At 71.1% G+C, this 19,325-nt stretch carries 13 protein-coding genes; 7 read left to right on the top strand and 6 right to left on the bottom strand.

Annotated elements, in window-relative coordinates:
- Window positions 1-49: 49 nt before the first annotated feature.
- Window positions 50-1,330: a serine--tRNA ligase gene (gene serS / locus HV826_RS21545; protein ID WP_176418928.1), complete on the bottom strand. Its 1,281-nt coding sequence runs from the start codon at window positions 1,328-1,330 to the stop codon at window positions 50-52.
- A gap of 116 nt (window positions 1,331-1,446) precedes the next feature.
- Window positions 1,447-6,114, bottom strand: coding sequence for a tetratricopeptide repeat protein (locus tag HV826_RS21540; RefSeq protein ID WP_176418903.1), 4,668 nt, complete (start codon window positions 6,112-6,114; stop codon window positions 1,447-1,449).
- Between the two features lie 206 nt (window positions 6,115-6,320).
- Between HV826_RS21540 and HV826_RS21535 the strand changes: the two genes are divergently transcribed.
- The 5 genes from HV826_RS21535 (at window position 6,321) to HV826_RS21515 (ending at window position 11,260) form a co-directional block, all read left to right on the top strand.
- Complete coding sequence (locus HV826_RS21535; protein ID WP_176418902.1) at window positions 6,321-7,634, top strand: NAD(P)/FAD-dependent oxidoreductase; 1,314 nt, start codon at window positions 6,321-6,323, stop codon at window positions 7,632-7,634.
- Between the two features lie 73 nt (window positions 7,635-7,707).
- The gene (locus tag HV826_RS21530; protein WP_176418901.1) at window positions 7,708-8,418 is read left to right on the top strand and encodes a glycosyltransferase family 2 protein; all 711 of its coding nucleotides are present in this window, start codon (window positions 7,708-7,710) and stop codon (window positions 8,416-8,418) included.
- Between the two features lie 17 nt (window positions 8,419-8,435).
- Window positions 8,436-9,389 (top strand): polysaccharide deacetylase family protein, encoded by a 954-nt coding sequence (locus HV826_RS21525; protein WP_176418900.1) that lies wholly within the window; start codon window positions 8,436-8,438, stop codon window positions 9,387-9,389.
- A 57-nt stretch (window positions 9,390-9,446) separates the two neighbouring features.
- Window positions 9,447-10,301: a lysophospholipid acyltransferase family protein gene (locus HV826_RS21520; protein WP_176418899.1), complete on the top strand. Its 855-nt coding sequence runs from the start codon at window positions 9,447-9,449 to the stop codon at window positions 10,299-10,301.
- Between the two features lie 35 nt (window positions 10,302-10,336).
- Entirely contained in the window at window positions 10,337-11,260 is a 924-nt protein-coding gene (locus tag HV826_RS21515; protein WP_176418898.1) for an SDR family oxidoreductase, read from the top strand.
- Between the two features lie 397 nt (window positions 11,261-11,657).
- Here HV826_RS21515 and HV826_RS21510 read toward each other — a convergent pair whose 3' ends face one another.
- A complete protein-coding gene (locus tag HV826_RS21510) occupies window positions 11,658-12,110 on the bottom strand; it encodes a hypothetical protein (protein ID WP_176418897.1) in 453 nt (150 codons plus the stop codon).
- A gap of 91 nt (window positions 12,111-12,201) precedes the next feature.
- Here HV826_RS21510 and HV826_RS21505 point away from each other — a divergent pair, with 91 nt between their 5' ends.
- Window positions 12,202-15,912 carry a tetratricopeptide repeat protein gene (locus tag HV826_RS21505; RefSeq protein ID WP_176418896.1) on the top strand — a complete coding sequence of 1,237 codons (3,711 nt, stop codon included), beginning with the start codon at window positions 12,202-12,204 and terminating at the stop codon, window positions 15,910-15,912.
- A 1-nt stretch (window position 15,913) separates the two neighbouring features.
- Window positions 15,914-16,297: a hypothetical protein gene (locus HV826_RS21500; protein WP_176418895.1), complete on the top strand. Its 384-nt coding sequence runs from the start codon at window positions 15,914-15,916 to the stop codon at window positions 16,295-16,297.
- Window positions 16,298-16,310: 13 nt separating this feature from the next.
- On the opposite strand, the gene HV826_RS21495 is transcribed toward HV826_RS21500, so the two are convergent.
- From HV826_RS21495 to HV826_RS21485, 3 genes are all read right to left on the bottom strand, one after another.
- A complete protein-coding gene (locus HV826_RS21495) occupies window positions 16,311-18,398 on the bottom strand; it encodes an ATP-dependent DNA helicase RecQ (protein ID WP_176418894.1) in 2,088 nt (695 codons plus the stop codon).
- 46 nt (window positions 18,399-18,444) lie between these two features.
- Window positions 18,445-18,696: a DUF3006 domain-containing protein gene (locus HV826_RS21490; RefSeq protein WP_176418927.1), complete on the bottom strand. Its 252-nt coding sequence runs from the start codon at window positions 18,694-18,696 to the stop codon at window positions 18,445-18,447.
- Window positions 18,696-19,325 (bottom strand): RadC family protein (locus tag HV826_RS21485; protein ID WP_176418893.1); only part of this gene is annotated, 630 nt, incomplete at its 5' end. The genes HV826_RS21490 and HV826_RS21485, both read right to left, overlap by 1 nt.

Here is a 19,325-nt window from a genome sequence, read left to right as displayed (position 1 = left end):
GGGCCGCCCTTCTACCTGATTCTTCGCGCGTTGCAAGTCGGATTCAGACTCAAATCGGTTTCAGTTCCTTCAAACCGCCCATGTACGGCACCAACGCCTCCGGAATGGCCACGCTTCCGTCCTCGCGCTGGTAGTTCTCCAGGATGGCGATGGTCGTCCGGCCGACCGCCAGGCCGCTGCCGTTGAGCGTGTGGGCGAGCTGGGGCTTGTCCCCCTTCTGGGCCCGGTAGCGAATCTTCGCCCGGCGGGCCTGGAAGTCGCCGCAGTCGGAGCAGGACGAAATCTCCCGGTAGCCGTTCTGTCCGGGGAGCCAGACCTCGATGTCGTACGTCTTCCGGGCGCTGAAGCCCATGTCTCCGGTGCACAGGAGCATGACGCGGTGGTGGAGGCCCAGGCGGCGGAGGATGTCGCAGGCGTCGTCCGTCATGGCCTCGAGCTCGTCCAGGCTCTTCTCCTGGTGGGCGAACTTCACCAGCTCCACCTTGTGGAACTGGTGCTGGCGGATGAGGCCGCGGGTGTCCCTGCCGGCGGCGCCCGCCTCGGCCCGGAAGCTGGGGCTGAAGGCGCAGTAGCGGATGGGCAGGGACTCGCCCTCCAGGATTTCGTCCGCGTGGTAGTTGGTGACGGGCACTTCCGCGGTGGGAATGAGGAAGCGCTCCGGCTCGCCCATCGTCTTGAAGGCGTCGTCCTCGAACTTGGGGAGCTGACCGGTGCCCATCATCGTCTCGCGCAGCACCAGGTAGGGCGGGAGCAGCTCCGTGTAGCCCTTGCTGGTGTGCACGTCGATCATGAAGGTGACGAGCGCCCGCTCCAGCCGGGCCAGCGCGCCCTTGTAGAAGGTGAAGCGGCTGCCGGACACCTTGGCGGCGCGCTCGAAGTCGAGCATGCCCAGCTTCTCCCCCAGCTCGAAGTGCTGCTTGGGGGCGAAGAGCAGGTCGGGCTTCGCTCCCCAGACGGCCACCTGGACGTTGTCCTCGGCGCCGCCGCCCACGGGGACGGAGTCATGGGGTACGTTGGGGATGAGCAGGAGGATGCGGTTGAGCTCCTCCTCCACGTCCTTGAGGCGCGCTTCCTTCTCCTTGATTTCCTGGGAGACGGCGCGGAGGTCGCCGCGGAGCGCGTCCAGCGCCTTCGGGTCCTCCTTCGCCTTGCGCTTCATCTCCTCGTTGGCGGCGTTGCGGCGCGCGGCCAGCGACTCCACGGAGACATACAGCTCGCGGCGCTCGGCGAAGAGCCGCTGGAAGGGGCCCAAATCCAGGTTGCCGCCCCGCGTCTTGAGCCGGGCGACCACCGCATCGAAGTTCTGCGCAACGTTCCGGAGGTCCAGCATGGAGCACGCCTTGTAGTCACCCCGGGTGAGGCCAGCAAGGTTCCTCACGCCTGGGGTGCTCAAGGCCGGACGCCGCGCCCCCTCCGCCCTGACTCCGGGGGGGAGGGGAGGCGACCTCAGTTCTGCAGGTCGTAGATTTCGTCCTCGATGTCCTTCTTGTCCGTCGCGTCCGGCTTGCGGGAGAGGTAGTCCTTGAAGGCCTGCACGGCCTCCCGGCGCTTGTTGCGCTCCTTATAGGCGAAGCCCAGGTAGTAGTAGGCCATGGGGTTCTCCGAATCGAGGCTGGTGGCCTTGCGGTACCAGTCGATGGCCTTGGCGTGCTGGGCCTGCTCGGTGAAGGCGCGGGCCACCTTGTAATAGACGTAGGTGAGCTTGGGGTCCGCCTTCAGGGCCGACTGGTACCGCTTGATGGCGTCGTTCCAGCGCGCGGCGGCGAAGTACGCATCACCAATGGAGCCCAGCACCCGCGTGCGGCGGGGGTCGGCCTTGAGGCTGGCCTCGAACGAGGTGATGGCCTCGTCGAACTGGCTGCCCTCCAGCAGTGCGTGCCCGAGCGCCTCGTGGGCGTCCGCGTGGGCGCCATCCAGCTCCACCGTCTTGCGCCACGCGCTCATGGCGTCCGGCAGGTTCTTCGCGTCCCGCAGGATGACGCCGTAGGCGTAGTGGTAGTCGGGGCGGTTGGGGGCCCGCTCCACGGCCTTGCGCATGTTGTCCAGGGCCTGGGTGAACTCCAGCCGCTTCGCCTTCACCAGCGCCAGGTAATAGAGCGCCTCGTGGTTGGAGGGCTCGTTGCTCAGCGCGAGGCCCAGGTTGCTCTCCGCGCCCGGCAAATCCCCGCGCTCCAGCAGCACGGCGCCCAGCGTAATCGGGATGGTGGTGGAGCGCGGGTCCTCCGTCTTGGCCTTCTCCAGCTCCGCCACGGCCTCTTCCAGCTGGCCCAGGCGCCACAGCACGAGCCCGCGCTGCAGCCGGCCGTCCTTCAGCAGGTGCGGGTCCAGCTCCAGGGCGCGGTTGGCCTCCGTCTTCGCCGTCTCCAGGTCGTCCGTCAGCAGGGCCACGCGGGACAGGCCCAGGTGGGCGTCCGCGAGGATGGGGTCGAGCTTCACGGAGCGCTCGAACTCCTGCTGGGCCAGCAGCGTGTTGTTCTCCGCCAGGGCCAGCTCGCCGAGGCCCGCGCGCACGCCCGCGTTCTCCGGTGCCTTCTTCGCCGCCTCCTCGAGCTGGGGCCGCGCCTCCGCGTTGCGGCGCTGGGCCAGGTAGAAGCGGCCCAGGTAGAGGCGGGCCTCCACCAGGTTGTCGTCCGCGGCGATGGCGCGCTTGTAGTGGCCCTCCGCGTCGGAGAGGTTGTCGAGCGCGTCCTCGATGCGTCCGTAGAGGTAGGCGATGCGCGCCTCGTTGGGGAACACGCCGTTGGCCTTCTTCACGGCCTCCAGCGCGTCCTGCATCTTTCCGGTCATCACCAGCGCGGTGATGTGGCCATCCGCGAACTCCAGGTTGTTGGGCTCCTCGGTCGCCAGGGCCTTGTAGATGGGCAGGGCGCCCTCGAAGTTGCGCTGCGCGCGCAGCACGCGCGCCAGCTGGCCACGGAGGAAGGTGGACTTCGCGTCCATCTCCAGGGCGGCCTTCAGCTCGGCCTCGGCCTCCTTCGGCTGGTGCTTCTGGAACATCGCCACGCCCTTGAGGCCGCGGGCGCGGGCGATCTCCGCGGGGCCCAGGGCGGACTGGACGTCCGCGGCCAGCGCCCGCTCCACGGCCTCCGTGCCCTTCGCCACGTCCTTGCGGACCAGCAGCTCCACCGCGGCCAGCTCCACCGCGGACGCCACGTGCTTGGGGTCCGCCTCCAGGGCCGCGGCATATGCGGCGGCGGCTTCGTCGGCGCGGTCGGCGGCCTGGTGCAGGTTGCCCACGGCGTGGTGGGCCTTGGCGGACTTGGGGTTCTTCGCCAGCACCTTGTTCAGCGTGTCCAGGGCGCGCTTCTCGTCGCGCTTCTGCGAGTAGGCCTCGGCCAAGAGGAAGGCCAGCTCCAGGTCACCCTGGGTGTCCTCGCGGCCGTAGGCGCCGCTCAGGGTGGGGATGACCGAGTCCGCCTGACGGGAGGTGAGGGCGATGGCCGCGGACGCCTTGATGACGTCCACGTCCTTCTCACCCAGGAACTCGATGTCCTCCAGGTCCTGCCGGCAGCGGCTCATCTCGTTCGGATTGCCCGCGGCGTAGCGGCGCTGGAGGTAGTAGACGGACTGGCACCACAGCGAGCGCACCTCCGGGTACTCCTTCTGCTGGAGCACCTTGGCGCTGAGCTCGCGGGCCTGCTTGTAGCTGTCGAAGGTGTCCGTGAGCAGCGCCTGCTTCGCGTCCGCCACCTGCTTCGCCTCGGCAGAGCCGTCGGAGACGCGGGCGGGGAAGAGGGCGCGGCGGCCGAAGGCGCCGTAGCGCGTGCCGAACTCCGTGCCCGCGCCGATGCCCGCCACCACCACGGCGACGCCCGCGGCAATCATCAGCGGGACGCGCTTCTTCCACTTCTCGGTGTTGCCGCTGCGGTCCACCACGGAGACCGCGGCCATGCGGCCTTCATAGAGCTGCTCCAGCCGTCTCATGTTGGCCTGCGGGCTGGCGCCGTCCACGCGAGGCGCGTCGATGACGTCCGCGGCGGGCGCGGCGGTGGGCGTCACCAGCTTGGCGGGGCCTTCCATCAGCCGCTGGATGGCGGCGGCGAAGATGGGCATCGTGCCGATGGCGGACCAGGTCTCCGAGTCCAGCGACACGTCCTCGTTTCCGAGGAGCTGCCCGTCCTCGAGCATCTTGACGATGACGCCCTCGTCGAACGGGCCGAACACCTTGCCCGAGCGCCGGCGGACGTGGAAGCGGCGCACCTTGGTGCCTGCCTGGGCGCCGCCGTCCTTGCCCGCCGCGTCGTCGATGAAGGACAGCATCTCCAGGCCGTCCGCGGGGCCCGCGTTGGGCGGCGGCGGCAGCGGGTCGGAGAGGTCCGCCTCCAGGTCGTCATCCGGCCGGGCGGTGGGGTCGAACTCGAGCGAGTCCGGGATGCCGGGCGACGGAGGCGCGCCGAAGTCCACGTCTCCGAAGTCCACGCCCGGGTTGACGGCGACGGCTGGCGCGGGGGCCGGAGGCTCCGCGAAGTCGATGGCGAAGGGATCCGCACCAGGCGCTGGCGCGGCGCCGAAATCGGCGGCGAACGGATCCGCCGCGGGGGCGGGGGCCGGTGGTGCGCTGAAGTCGACGGCGAACGGATCCGCGCCGGGCGCGGGCTCATTGAAGTCGAATGACAGGTCCGGTGCCGCGGGGGCCGGCAGGTCCGCGAACTCCAGGGCCTGGGGCGAGGCGGGCGCGGGCAGGTCGGAGAAGTCCGCTCCCGGAGGGGGCAGCGCGAACGGGTCCGCGTTCGCGGGGACGGGCAGCTCGGCGAAGTCGAAGGACGGCGCTCCCTCGGCGGACGGAGGCATCGCGTAGGGCGCGGCCTCGGGCGCGTCCGGCATCGCGTACGCGTCCGGCGCGAAGGCGTCCGTCTGGGGCGCCGTCTCCGGTGGCGGCAGGGCGAACGGGTCGTCCAGCGGCGCGGCCGGCTGCGCGTAGGCCTCGGGGGGCGGCAGGGCGAAGGGGTCTGCCTGGGGCGGCTGGGCCTGGGCGGCACCGCTGGGGGCTTCGATGTCGAAGGCGAACGCGTCCTCGGCGGGCGACGCCTCGACGGGAGCGGGCAGGGCGTCCTCGGCGAAGTCGAAGTCCCTGGCGGTGCCCGCGGGCGCGTTCACGCCGTAGCCCTGCGCGGCGTCCTCGACAGGGGCTTCGACGGTCTCGAAGTCGAAGTCGCGCGCCGTTTCCGCGGGCTCATTCACGCCGTACCCTGAAGACGGAGCGTCGGTCGGCTCGCGGTAGGCGTCGGTCGGCAGCGGAATGGAGACGACGCGCGTCACCTCGTGGGTGTCCTGGACCGGCTCGCCAAAGTCGTCACCGAACGCGTCCATGCCGGACGGGCCACCTGCCTGCGGCATGGCCGCGGCGGCCTCGGCGGGCGAGCTCATGTCGAAGGCGAACGGGTCGGCTTCCGGGGCGCCTCCGGGCAGCGGGATGGGCTCGGCCTGTGCGGGCTCGCCCATGTCGAAGGCGAACGGGTCGGCCTCGGGAGCGCTTCCCGGCAGGGGGATGGCGGCGGGCTGAGGCGCGGCCGCTCCGGGCAGGGGAATCGCGGCGGCGTGGGGCGCGGCGCTGAGCGCCTCGGGGGCGCCCGGCAGCGGAATGGCTCCCGCGGGCGCACCTGGGAGCGGAATGGCGGCGTGGGCCGGCGCGGCACCTGGCAACGGGACGGCCCCCGTGGACGCGGGAGCGCCAGGGAGCGGAATGGCGGCGGCCTGCGTGGGCGCGGCGCCCGGCAGCGGGACGGCCCCCGTGGACGCGGGGGCGCCGGGGAGCGGAATGGCCGCGGACTGCGAGGGCGCGGCACCGGGCAGCGGAATGGCGGCGGCCTGCGCGGCGCCGGGCAGCGGGATGGCGGCGGCCTGCGTGGAAGCGGCGCCGGGCAGCGGAATGGCCGCGGACTGCGCGGGCGCGGCGCCGGGCAGCGGGATGGCGGCGGCCTGGGGCGCGGCGGCGGCTCCCGGCAGCGGAACGGCGTGCTCGGCGGGAGCAGGCGCCGCGGGCGCGCTCACCGCTTCGAGCTTGATGGGGAAAGTGGTCTGGCACCGGGCGCACTTGAGCTTCGCGCCGCCCGGGGGGATCCGCTTGTCATCGATGTTGTAGTTCGTCTGGCAAGACGGGCAGGAGACTTTCATGGGGTTCCGAACTCGCGAGAGGGGGACCGAGCGCCTTCGCGGTGCGCGCAGGCTACCAGAGGCGTTTCCAGCCCGGAAAGAACGCACACGAGGAGGTTGAAGCGCACCCTCCCGGGCAAGCAGGCGAGGGCTCCCGCCTTCCACCGGTCAGCACGCCGCGTTCGATTCGCCGCTCCCGGAGTGGAAGATGCTAGACCCGCCCCTCAATGGAACCCATTGTCATCCTGGGCGCGGGCCTCGCGGGCCTCTCCACCGCCCACTTCCTGAACAAGCCCTGGCGCCTCATCGAGAAGTCCGACCGTGTCGGCGGCCTCATCAAGACCGAGGTCATCCAGGGGTGTTATTTTGACCCCACCGGTCACTGGCTCCACCTGCGCGACCCGGAAATCCAGGCCCTGGTGAACACGCTGTGGCTGCCGGAGCAGATGGTCCGCATCCAGCGCAAGGCCGGCATCTTCACGCGCGGGGTGTTCACCCGCTTCCCGTACCAGGTGAACACCCACGGGCTGCCGCCGGAGGTGGTGGCGGAGAACCTCACCGGCTACGTGGAGGCCGTCTACGGTGAGAAGGGCCGCGAGCTGCGCGAGCGCGAGCCGCGCAACTTCGAGGAGTTCATCCTCCGCTTCATGGGGGAGGGCTTCGCGAAGAACTTCATGGTGCCCTACAACCAGAAGCTGTGGACGGTGCACCCGCGTGAGATGTCCGCCGCCTGGGTGGGCCGCTTCGTGCCCCGCCCCAACCTCAAGGAAGTGGTGGACGGCGCGCTGGGGGCTGGCAGCGACGCGGTGGGCTACAACGCGTCGTTCCTGTACCCGCGCGAGGGCGGCATCGAGAGCCTCGCCCGCGCCATGCTGAGCCACCTGAAGGGCGGCCAGCTCAGCACGCACACCGAGCCCACCGCCATCGACTGGAAGGCCCGGAGGGTGACGCTGTCGGACGGGAGCGTGCAGCCCTATGCGGGGTTGGTGTCCAGCATCTCCCTGCCCGGGTTGGTGAAGCTGCTCGCCCAGGGCGAGGCCGGCGTGCCGGACACGGTGCGGGACGCGGCGAAGCAGCTGCGCGCCACCACCGTCACCTACGTGGCAGTGGGCGCCAAGGGGGCCAACCGCCAGCCCTGGCATTGGATCTACCTGCCGGAGCCGGAGTTCCACACGTACCGCATCGGCTCGCCCTCCGCGGTGTACGCGCCGCTGGCGCCGCCGGACACGTCCACCTTCTACGTGGAGTACAGCCACCACGGCGAGCTGTCCCCGGCCGCGGCGGAGAAGTACGCGGTGGAGGACCTGGTGCGCTCGCAGATGATTCACGCCGCGGACGACGTGCTCTTCGCCCAGGCGCGCGAGATTCCCCACGCCTACGTGCTCTACGACGATGCCTACGGCCCGGCGAAGTCAGAGATTCTGCGCTTCCTGGCGCATGCCGGAGTCCAGATTGCCGGCCGCTACGGGCAGTGGGAGTACTCCTCCATGGAGGACGCCATCCTCGCCGGGCGCGCGTGCGCGAGGACACTCAACGGTTGACATCCCCTTCGCCCACCCGTCGCATTGTGTCGACGGGTGGCCTGGGTCGTGTTAGCCATCCCGGTTCGAGTTCATGGCCCCGCACCTCACCGTCGTCATCCCTGTCTACAACGAGGAGTCCATCATCGCCTCGGCGGCGGAGGAGTTGCGCCAGGGGCTGGATGCGCGCGGGCTCGACTACGAAATCATCTTCGCGGAGAACGGCTCGCGCGACGCCACGCCGGCCCTCCTCGAGGAATTGTGCGCGAACAACCCGCGCCTGCGCTGGTTCCACTCGGAGACGCCCAACTACGGCGTGGCGCTCAAGGCCGGCATCCTCAAGGCCCGGGGCACCTACGTCGTCTGTGATGAAATCGACCTGTGCGACCTGACCTTCTACGACGCGGCGCTGCCGCGGCTGGAGCGGGGCGAGGCGGACATGGTGGTGGGCTCCAAGGCGGCCAAGGGCGCCAGTGACCAGCGTCCGCTGATTCGCCGGGCGGCCACGCGGGTGCACAACAAGCTGCTGCGGGTGGCGCTGGGCTTCCAGGGCACGGACACGCACGGCCTGAAGGCGTTCCGCCGCGAGGCGCTGCTGCCCGTCATCCAGAAGTGCGTGGTGGACATGGACGTGTTCGCCAGCGAGTTCGTCATCCGCGCGTGGCGCGAGGGCCTGCGGGTGATGGAGATTCCCATCCAGCTCCACGAGAAGCGCCAGCCCTCCATCCACCTGTTCAAGCGCGTGCCCAACGTGCTCAAGAACGTGGGCAAGCTGTTCTACGTCATCCGCGTCCGCGGGACCTGAGCCGGGGAGGGCGCACCGTGCGGCTGGCGTCCATCTCCGTCGACCTCGACTCGCTGCCCCATTACTGCCGCATCCATGGCCTGCCGGAGTCGCTGCTGGACGCACGCGCCCGCTCGCTGGTGCACGCGGTGGCGGTGCCTCGCTTCCGGGAGCTGCTGGACGGGCTGGGCATTCCGGGGACCTTCTTCGTCATCGGCGAGGACCTGGAGTCAGACCCGGTCGCCGTGGCGGGCATGCGCGCCTCCCACGAGGCGGGCATCGAGGTGGCCAGCCACAGCTACGCCCATGACTACGCGCTGACGCGCCGGGGCCCCCAGGCCATCCAGGCCGACCTGGCGCGCGCGGATGCCGCCATCCTCGCGGCCACGGGTGTGCGGCCGGAGGGGTTCCGCGCGCCGGGCTACACGCTGAACGCGGACCTGTACGCGGCCACGGCGGCGCTGGGCTACCGGTATGGCTCCTCGGCGTTCCCCGCCGTGCCGTACTACCTGGCGAAGGCGGTGGTGATGGGGGGCCTGGCGATGCTGGGGCGTCCGTCCCGCTCCGTGCTGGACACGCCCCGCGTGCTGCTGGCGCCGCGGGCGCCGTACCGGCCCGACCCGGCGCGGCCCTACCGGCGGGGCTCGGGCGCCGTGCTGGAGCTGCCCATGACGGTGACGCCCGCGCTGCGCTTTCCCTTCATCGGCACCTTCGTCACCACGCTGCCCAGCGCGTCCCTGCGCGGGCTCTGGCGCGCCTGCCGCCGGGACACCTTCTTCAACTTCGAGCTGCACGGCGTGGACGTGCTGGACGCGTCGGACGGGGTTCCCCCGGAGCTGGTGCGGCAGCAGCGGGACTTGCGCGTCAGCGCCACCCGGAAGATGGCGCGCCTGCGCGAGGTGTTCGGCTGGCTGAAGTCGGAGCGCGAGGTCCTCACGCTGCGTGACGTCGCCGGGCGCCTGTCCGCCAGCGCACGTCCCGGCTGTCTCTGAGGGCCGGGATGGCATGCTTGCTTCGCCGGTGCGGGGCCGGTGGTGTAAAGAGCCCCCATGCTGGAGAACGTCACCGACCGAGTGAAGAAGGGCCTGCGCGAGTGGACGGACCGGCTGGCCAACACTGAACAGAAGCATCGGCTCCAGGGCCTGACGCGCCCGGGGAACGAGTACGGGGTGGACCCGTTCGGCTTCGATTTGGACTACAGCCTGTCCGCGGTGGCCCCGCTCCTGTGGCTCTACCGGAACTACTTCCGCGTGGAGACATACGGCATCGAGCACGTGCCCGCCGGCCGGGTGCTGCTGGTGTCCAACCACTCCGGCCAGCTGCCCATGGACGGCGCCATGATTGGCGTGGCGATGATGCTGGACGCCAGCCCGCCCCGCGTCATCCGCAGCATGGTGGAGAAGTGGGTGTCGTCGCTCCCGTACGTGTCCACCTTCATGGCCCGCGTGGGGCAGATTGTCGGCACGCCGGAGAACTGCCGGCGGCTGCTGGAGTCGGAGGAGGCCATCCTCGTCTTCCCCGAGGGCACGCGCGGCATCAACAAGCTGTGGCCCCAACGCTACCAGCTCCAGGAGTTCGGCCTGGGCTTCATGCGTCTGGCGCTGGAGACGAACACGCCCATCGTCCCCGTGGCCGTCATTGGCGCGGAGGAGCAGGCCCCGGCGCTGATGGACCTCAAGCCGGTGGCGAAGCTCTTTGGCTTCCCGTCCTTCCCCATCACCCCCACGGGCCTGCCCATCCCCCTGCCCACGAAGTACCGCATCTACTTCGGGGAGCCGCTGCACTTCTCCGGGCGCCCGGACGACGAGGACAGCGAGCTGGACAAGAAGGTCCGCACCGTGAAGGCGTCCATCCAGTCCATGCTCCACCAGGGCCTCAAGGAGCGTCAGGGCGTGTTCTGGTGAGCACCCGGCGCGGCGGTGCTAAAGAGGGGAGTTCCATGAAACCGGCCGTCGTCGTCACGGGCATCAGCGGCAACCTCGGCCGCACCCTCGCGAAGTTGCTGCACAAGCATGAGCGCATCATCGGCATCGACCGGCGGCCCTTCGCGGGGCGGCCGAAGGATGTCGAGATGTACGAGCTCGACCTCCGCAAGAAGAAGGCGGAGGACGTCTTCCGGAAGAACGAAATCCGCGCCGTCATCCACATGGGCATCATGCATGACCCCCGGATGAGCGAGGAGGAGCACCACTCCTTCAACGTCGTGGGCACCACGCGCCTCCTGGAATACTGCGCGAAGTACGGCGTGAAGAAGGTCGTCGTCCTGTCCTCGGCCAACGTCTATGGGCCCAGTCCGGACAACTCCAACTTCCTCATGGAGGACGCGCCGCTCATGGCCGCCAGCCGCTTCTCCGGCGTGCGCGACCTCATCGAAGTGGACATGCTGGCGCACAGCTTCTTCTGGAAGCACCCCCACATCGAGACGGTCATCCTCCGGCCCGTCCACATCGTCGGGCCCACCATCAAGAACGCGCCCTCCAACTACCTGCGCATGCGCCGGCCGTGGATGATGGCGGGCTTCGACCCCATGGTGCAGCTCATCCATGTGGAGGACGTCGCGCGCGCCATGGTGGAGGCGCTCCGCCCCGAGCCCAAGGGCGTCTACAACGTCGTGGGCCCCGGCGAGGTGCCCCTGTCCGCGGTGATGCGCGAGCTGGGCAATACCCCCATCCCCGTACCGCACCCCGTGGCCCGGCCGCTGCTGGGCATGCTGTTCAAGTACCGGCTGGCCAACTTCCCGCCGCCGGAGCTGGACCACATCCAGTTCCTCTGTGCGGTGGATGGCAGCCGCTGGGTGAAGGACGTGGCCTGGAAGCCGCGCCACTCCATGCGCGACACCATCCGCTCCGTCCAGGGCGACTAGCTGGAAAGTCCGAGGCGCCCTGACACCGTTGTCAGGCCCGGCGCGACGTCCGGCCCGGGGGCCCCTGACAGGCATGTCAGAGGCCCACCTCGGAGGCTGGGCGGCGTCAGGCTCCCGGGCGCCGCAACCCCTTGAATCTCCAGCCATTCATCAGCGCCCGCTCCGGGCTCGGTGCTTGGCACTCCCGTTGCTCTAGTGGCTGCCCATCACGGCGCGGCGACATGGGCCCGGCAACGGTGTCGCCCCGTCAGACTGTAGGGCACTCCATTGGGGAGTTCCCGACGCCCTCCGTCTCGGCCGGCCCCGAGACGGCGGGCGGACTCTTGTAGGGCGCTCCATAGGGGAGCTCCCGACGCCCACCGCCTCGGCCGGCCCCGAGACGGTGGGCGGTTTCTTTTCAGGGGGATGGGGGCTGCTCGGCGAGGGTGCTCGGGCTCGGCAGCTCGCCCTCGAAGGGGCCGTCGTCCTGGCTCTCCAGGAGCCACGCCCCGTCCCGGAAGACGAACTCCGAGGTGACGATGGCGGTGCGCTCGGAGGCCGAGGGCAGCCGCATCCACTGGATGCGGCTCTGCACCGTGGCCCGGTGCCCGTCGTCGGACAGCTTCACGTCCTCGATTTCGTAGTCGGTGATGGACAGGTCCTTGTCGTCGTTGAGCGCCAGGCGCGACTTCTGGAAGTCCTTGCGCCGCTCGGGGACGAGGATGCGGGTGGCGCTCCGGAAGTCCTTCCACCGGAGGGCCTGGTGGAAGCGCTCCACGGTGGGCTTGAGTGCTTCCAGGTTGGATTTCTTGGACGTGGTTGCGCACGCCCCAAGGACGAGCGCGAGGAGCAGGGCAGGCAGGCGATTCACGGTGGGGAGGGTACCACCCGGCAGCAGCCTGGGACGAGAGAGCGGTGGTATGGTCCGGCTCCCCCGCCCGAGCACCGGAGTCGCGAGCGCAATGGCCAAGTCGATGGTGGAGCGTTACGAGCAGCTCCTCCGGCAGGACCCCACCTCTTCCGTTTTCGTCGAACTCGCCAAGGCCCTGCTGGAAAAGGGGGACGCCGCGCGTGCCATCGAGGTCTGCGGGCAAGGCATCTCCCACCACCCCGCGTCCGTTGTCGGGCGTGTGCTGTGGGGCAAGGCCCTCATCCAGCAGGGCCGGCCCGCGGAGGCGATGGACCAGTTCGAGCAGGCCATCTCCATCGAGAAGGACAACCCCTACGCCTACAACCTGATTGGCGAGGTGCTGCTCCAGCACCGGCTGTACCGGTCCGCGCTCCCCATCCTGCGCAAGGCCCTGGCGCTGCAGCCGAATGATGGCCGCGTGAAGCAGTGGCTGGAGCAGACCGAGCAGGCCTTCGCGGGTGGGCCGGCCCCTGTGTTCGCGAACCTGATGGGGCTGGACAAGCCCTCGTCGGACGAGGACGCGCCGGCGGAGGAGGCGTCGAAGGACGAGGCGCCGAGCCCGACGGTGGCGCCCATGGCGGCGGCCCGGCTGCGCGCCGCCGCGCTGGGGGATGGGGCGAAGCTGAAGCCCGCGAATGTCGGCGCCACGCCAGCGGGAGACGCCTCGGGGGCGGCTCGTGGGGAGGTTGCGTCCGGAGCCTCCGAGAAGGACGCGGATGCGGAAGGGAACACGCAGGCTGGCTCGGACGCTGACGCGGCGGCACCGTCGAGTCACGCGGCGGAGCAGGGCGGCGCGGGAGCCTCTTCGGGTGACGCTGCTGACGAGGGCCGTGACGCGGGCGCCGCGCTGGGCTTGTTGAACCGGCCGGTGCCGGTGTCGTCCGTGTTGGGCGCGGAGCTTCCGAGCCTGGACCTGGGGTTGGGGGACGATGACGACGCCCCTCCGCGTGGCGCGGATGGAGCGGCCTCCGAGGCCCAGGCGCCCACGGAGGACTCCGCGCTCGAACAGCGCGCTGACGCCGCGCAGGACTCCGGCGCCGTCGCGGACGCGCCGACGCAGCAGGTGTCCGTCGCGGACGAGCCTGCCCCGGCCTTGGAGTCCGAGGCGGGCAGTGACGCGGAGGAGCAGCAAGCCGGGGCCGCCGTGGCCGAGGACACCGGGGCCTCTGGCGCGGGGGGGCTCCTGGGCGACCTGCCTCCTCCCGAGCCGACGGCGTCGAGGCCCGTCGTGGCGAGCGCGCCTGTGACGTCGCGAGGCGCTGGAGGCAAGCGCTCCCTGCTGGAGGACATCCCGGACGCGGCGCCCGCACCCGCGGCCTCCGCCGCGAAGGCCAAGGCGCGCAAGCCGGACACCGAGGCGCTCACCGCCGAGTACGAGAAGGAGCTGCGGGCGAAGCTGGCGCGCGAGGCCGCGAAGACGTCGTTCATCGCCCGGCACGGCGTGAAGGCCGCTGGGGCCGTGGTGGGCGTGGTGGTGCTGGCCATCGTCGTCTTCAGCTTCATCAACATCCGCGCGAACCAGGGCGGACAGACGCTGAACGAGACGCTGGCCCGGGCCGAGGACCTCATCATCCAGGACACGGGGGCCTCGTTGGAGGCCGCGCTGGCGCAGCTCCAGAAGGCGCGGGACATGGACGACAGCAGCAGCCGGGCCTGGGCGCTGACGGCCTGGGCGCACGCGCTGCGCTACGCGGACCATGGGCAGGCTTCCGAGGACCGGCGTCAGGCGCTGGAGGCGCTGGAGCGGCCGGGCGTGAAGGACACCGCCCCCGCTCAGGTGCTGGTCACCAACGTGCTGGTGGCGGACGAGCGCGGACGCGCCCTGGCGCGGAGCGCGCTGCTGGGCTCGCAGCAGGAGAGCACCGAGGTCCATGCGCTCGCCGGCAGCCTGCTGCTGGAGGCGAAGGACGAGAAGCAGGCGCTCGAACGCTTCGACCGCGCGCTCCGTGCCTCCGCCGCCAACGTCCGCGCGCTGGTGGCCCTGGGGGATTACTACAAGGCTTCCGAGGACTTTCCGCAGGCCATTGAGATGTATGAGCGCGCGCGCAAGAAATCCCCCGAGCACCCCGCGGCCCGCATCGGCCAGGCGGAGGCTCGGCTCGCGCTGTACCAGGACCTGGAGGCCGCGCTGGCGGACGTGGCGAAGCTCGCGGAGGACCCGAAGCTTTCCTCGCCACTGAGGGCGCGCCAGCAGCTGGTGCACGGCGAGCTGCTGTCCGCTCAGGGCAAGCATGCCGAGGCCCGCGCGCTGCTCTCCAAGGGCACTCAGGGGCCCCTGGCCTTCGAGTTCCAGCTCGCGCTCGGCGCCGCCAGTCGCGCGGCCGGGACGCTGGGCGCGGCGCAGGCCGCCTACGAGGCCGCGCTCAAGCTGCGGCCCAAGAGCGAAGAGGCCCGCGAAGGGCTGGGCCGCGCGTTGCTGGACCGCGACCGGGAGCGCGAGGTCCTCACCCGGCTGGACGCCGATGGGGGCCGCAAGGTGTCCCTGGTGCGCGGCGCCGCGTATGCGCGCCTGGGAGACTGGAAGAAGGCCCGCGCGGAGCTGGCGCGCACGCGTGTGAATGACCGGTATCCCCCGGAGGCCGTCTCCTGGCTGGCCCTGGCGGATGCCGCCGAGGGCCATGGCGCCCAGGCGCGGGAGCTGCTGGAGAAGGCCCTGCACGCGGCGAAGCGGCCTCGCAACGACATGCGGCTGGCGCTGGGGCAGCTCTACTGGCGCGAGCGGGCCTACGACAAGGCGCAGGCCCTGTTCGAGGAGGCCCAGAAGGACCCGCGTGACTACGAGGCCGCGTGCTCGCTGGGGCGGTTGATGCTGTCGCGTGGGCTGCCCGACATGGCCCTCAAGCCGCTGACGGAGGCGGTGGAGCGCAACGGCGCGCACGGCGAGGCCCGGGACGCGCTGGGGCGCACGCTGCTGGCCCTGGGGCGGACGCAGGACGGGCTCAAGCAGTTCGAGGCGTGGCAGCTGGAGAACCCGGCGAGCGCGGCCGCGCACAAGGGCTTCGCGCTGGCGCTGTTCCACGCCGGCCGCCGCAAGGAGGCGGAGGGCGCGGTGCAGCGCTCGGTGAAGCTGGTGTCGAATGACGCCGAGGCGCACAAGCTGCGCGCGGCCATCCTCTTTGGCGCGGGAGACGCGCGGGCCGGCTTCTCGGCGCTGGAGCGCGCCAACAAGCTGGACCCGAAGGACGCGGACACGTTCTGTGAGATTGCCCTCGCCTTCATGCGCCAGGGCAACAGTGGCAACGCGGAGGCGGCCTTCGCCGCGGCCCGGCGGGAAGGGCCCGATGCCACGTGTGGCCGGGTGGGAGAGCTGTACGCGCAGTTGCCGGGCGGTGGGCGGGGTGCCGCTCGGACGCTCGAGGACCTGGCGGCCAGGGCGCCGACTGTCTGGGACAAGGCCTTCGCGCGGGCCACCATGGCGCGCGCGCTGCTGGGGGCGGGGGCCGTGAAGGATGCCCGCACCGCGGCGGATGAGGCCGTGCGCCTGGCGCCTTTCGATGGGCGCGCCCAGCTTGCACTGGGAATGGTGGCGCTCAAGCAGCGGCAGGAGGACGTGGCCCGGGCCGCGCTGGAGAAGGCCGTGGAGCTGGAGCCCGCGGACGGCCTGGCGCGCCTGGCGCTCGCGGATGCGTTGGTGCGCGAGCCCGGCGCCCTGCCTCGGGCCGTGGAGTCCTACGAGGCGTTCCTGAAGCTGGCCGGCGGCGCGAATGAGGCCGCGCGGGTGAAGAAGGCCCTGCCCAGCCTCAAGAAGAAGGCGGCGAGGTAGCGTGAGGTATTTCTCCTCCCGAACGGATTCCCCACTGCTGCACATCATGTGGGGCAATGCGTTCCTGCTGTCGCTCGTCTACCTGCTGCTGGGGCTCGGGGTAGAGCTTGCCCTGCGCTACTTCCCCTCGCGCTTCCTCCAGCGGCTGTCGCTGTCGCTGGACTCGCTGCCGGCGCGGGCCCTGGAGCTGACAGGGGCCATGGAGCCCTTGCGAGCCGCCTACTTCTCCGGCCGCATCTCCGAGGTGGGCGTGCGCGTCGTCTTCGGGCTCACCACCATGGTCGTGATTTTCCTGCTCGCGATGGTGGTGGGCACGGTGATGGGCGGCGTCCGGACGCTGCTGGCGCGCCGGGCCCTGCGCCAGGGCGGACGCCGGCACCCCTGAGGAGGCCGCGACTTCAGCTCCGGCGCCGAATCGCGGGCTTGCGCGCGCGCACCGCGGCGTCCGGCACGGCCTGGGGCTCATGGCCAGCGGCGCGCGCCATCAGGCAGATTTCCACCACCTTGGGGCCAAAGCGCTCCCAGCGGCTCTCCCCGGTGCCCTTCACCGCGAGGAAGCCCTCCCGGTCCACCGGCAGCGCCGCGGACAGGCCCAGCAGCGTGGCGTCGTTGAAGATGATGAAGGGGGCGACGCCCAGGTCCTTCGACAGCTCCTTGCGCCAGCGCCGCAGCTCCGTGGAGGCCAGCTCGCTGTAGTTCGTCACCACCGGCGCCGCCGCGGAGCCCGTGCCACGCGAGCGCGACGCGGCCGGCCCGTGGGCCAGCAGCGTGGGCATCTTCTCCGGCGCGCACACGTCGCAGTTGCCACACGACGCCTGGGCGTCGCGCTGGCCGAAGTAGTGGAGGATGGCCGAGCGTCGGCACTTCTTGTCCCGGTCCGTGTACGCGTACTCGGTCATCCGCCGCAGCAGCGACAGGTTCTGCCGCTCCTGCTCCCGCACGTGGCTCAGGTCGAGCCCCAGCTCGCGGAAGGGCACCCGCTCCAGCGCGCGGATGGAGCGCCCGGCGAAGGGGCGCCGGACCTTGGTCACCTGGGCCTTCTCCAGCAGGCCCAGCGCGTGGCGGACCTCGTCCACCGACAGGCCGATTCGGCGCGCGAGGATGGGCAGCTCCGTGGTGACCTGCCGGCCCACGGGGAACGTCTCCAGCAGGGACTTGAGCAGCCGCTGCGCGTCCGGCGAGTGCGGGTGCGCGGAGGTCGCCTTCTCCAGCAGGGTGATGCCGTGCTCGCCCTCTCCGCGGCCACCGCGCTCCACCTTGCCCTCGCGTTCGAGGATGCGCAGCGCCGCGCTGACCTCGAATTCGCTGGCGTTCACCGTGCCCGCGAGCGCGTGCACGCCCCGCTCGAACTCCTCCACCGACTGGAGCACGTTCCACACGTCCCCGAAGATGGCCTCGGCCGGGTGGCTGCTCTGGATGAGCCGCTCCTGGGTGAAGACGTCCGAGTGGTTGAAGAGCAGCACCGCGCGCGCGGCCTGTCCGTCGCGGCCCGCGCGGCCAATCTCCTGGTAGTACGCCTCCACCGCCCGCGGGATGTTGGCGTGGCCGACGAAGCGGATGTCCGGCTTGTCGATGCCCATGCCGAAGGCGTTGGTGGCCACCGCCACCGCTTCCTTCGCGGCCATGAAGGTGTCCTGGGCGCGGCGCCGGGCGTCGTCATCCATGCCCGCGTGGTACAGCACCGCCTTCACCCCGCGCCCGTGCAGCTCGGAGAAGATGCCCTCGGCCGCGCGCCGCGTGGAGCAGTACACGATGCCGCTACCGCCCGTGGACGCCAGCCGCGCGCAGGCCTCGTGCCGGTCCGCGTCGCCGCCCACCTCCTGCTTGCCCAGGAAGAGGTTGGGGCGGTCGAAGCCCATGGCGAACTCCCGCGGGTCCTTCATCAACAGGACGCGCACGATGTCCGCGCGGACCTCCGGCGTGGCCGTGGCGGTGAGCGCCACCGTGCGCGGCGGACGCAGCCGCTTTCGCACCTGCCCGAGCAGCGCGTAGTCCGGCCGGAAGTCGTGCCCCCACTGGGAGATGCAGTGCGCCTCGTCCACGGCGAGCAGGTCCACGCCCAGGGCGGACACCGTCTCCAGGAAGCTCTGGCTGCGGAAGCGCTCGGGCGCCACGTAGAGCAGCTTGTACTCACGCGCGCGCAGCTTGCGCATCCGCTCCGCGCGCTCCAGGTCGGACAGCGATGAGTTGATGAAGGTCGCGGGAATGCCCCGCGCGGTGAGCTGCTCCACCTGGTCCTTCATCAGGGCAATCAGCGGCGACACCACCAGCGTCAGCCCCGGCAGCAGCGTGGCGGGCAGCTGGTAGCACAGGCTCTTGCCCGCGCCGGTGGGCATCACCACCACCGTGTTGCGGCCGCTCAAGACGGAGGAGATGACCTGGTCCTGCCCCGGCCGGAACCGGGACAGGCCGAAGTGGCGGACCAGCCCCTGCTGTGCTTCCTCAAGGTAGGGCAGGTCCACCGGCATCGCGCGCATGTTCATCATCCTGGTCCAACCGTCAACGGAAACGAGGCCGGCGCGCGGCCTCCACTCACAGGTCGAACTTGGGTGGAACCGGAACAGCCAGCCGCGCCCGTGTCCGCGCGACGTCCTGTCGCCGCGCCTCCGTCTGCCCTGGCTCCAGCCGGCCATCCACCACGACGTCACCCTCGCGCACGCCCGTGGGCAGCGACGCGCGCTCCACCGTGGAGGCCTGTCCGGTGTCCAGCCGCACCACTTGCGCCCGGACGTCCTCCAGCAGCTCCACCTGCACCGCGCCCCACAACCCCACCATGCTCACCATCATCCGCCGCCTCCATTCGCGCTCCACGTCCGCCGCTTCTCCCGTGCTTCGTCCGGCAGCAGCCCGCGCTCCAGCATCGACACGTAGCCGCCGTCTCCCATCACCACGTGGTCCAGCACCTTGATGTTGAGCAGCTGCGCCCCCGCGACCAGGTGCCGCGTCAGGCCCAGGTCCTGGACGCTGGGCTCCGGGTCCCCCGAAGGGTGGTTGTGCGCCAGGACGATGGACGTGGCGCGCGAGGTGAGCGCCGCGGCGAACACCTCACGCGGGTCCACCGGGCAGGTGTTCATGGTGCCCTCCGCCACGCGCGCGTCATGCAGCAACACGTTGCGCGCGTTGAAGCACAGGACGTGGAACACCTCGCGCCGCAGCGCCCCCAGCGCCGGCGCCAGGTACGCGGCAATCTCCTTCGGCGTGCGCAGCTTGGGCCTGCGCTCCCCGGCACGCTGCGAGCGGCGGCCCAGCTCCAGCGCGGCCAGTGCCTGCGCCGCCCGGACAGGTCCCACGCCAGGCCGCAGACTCAGCGCCAGGGGCTCCTGCTGCACCAGGCCCTTCAGCCCGCCCCCTTCCGACAGCAGTGCCCCCGCCACCGCCCACGCTCCAGGCGCGCGAGGCCCAGCGCTCCACAC

The organism is Myxococcus sp. AM010, from assembly GCF_013372585.1.
GTDB classification, from domain to species: Bacteria; Myxococcota; Myxococcia; order Myxococcales; family Myxococcaceae; genus Myxococcus; species Myxococcus vastator.
The sequence above is the reverse complement of the archived record's forward strand: the minus strand, read 5'-3'. Positions and strand labels throughout refer to the sequence as shown.